General features: G+C 60.1%; 1 pseudogene. It reads left to right on the top strand.

What is annotated here, in order from left to right:
* Window positions 1–248: pseudogene (locus FNJ47_RS47450) on the top strand (IS701 family transposase); the annotation flags it as partial.

Raw genomic sequence — 248 nt, 5'->3', positions numbered from 1 at the left:
CGCCGACGGACCTCCGCAGCGGATATGGGATAAGGGTCAGCAGCATCTCCCCGGCGACGAAGCCTGGCTCATTGGCGAGCAACGTGCCTCAGGGGAGAAGAAATACTATCTCGCCAACCTGCCTGCGGCGACGGATCTGCGCACATTGGCCGCCACTATCAAGGCGCGATGGATCTGCGAACAGGCGCATCAGCAGTTGAAGGAGGAGCTTGGACTTGATCACTTCGAAGGGCGATCATGGCAAGGTC

The sequence above is a fragment of the Bradyrhizobium uaiense genome (genome assembly GCF_010811875.1).
GTDB lineage: Bacteria > Pseudomonadota > Alphaproteobacteria > Rhizobiales > Xanthobacteraceae > Bradyrhizobium > Bradyrhizobium uaiense.
The sequence above is the reverse complement of the archived record's forward strand: the minus strand, read 5'-3'. Positions and strand labels throughout refer to the sequence as shown.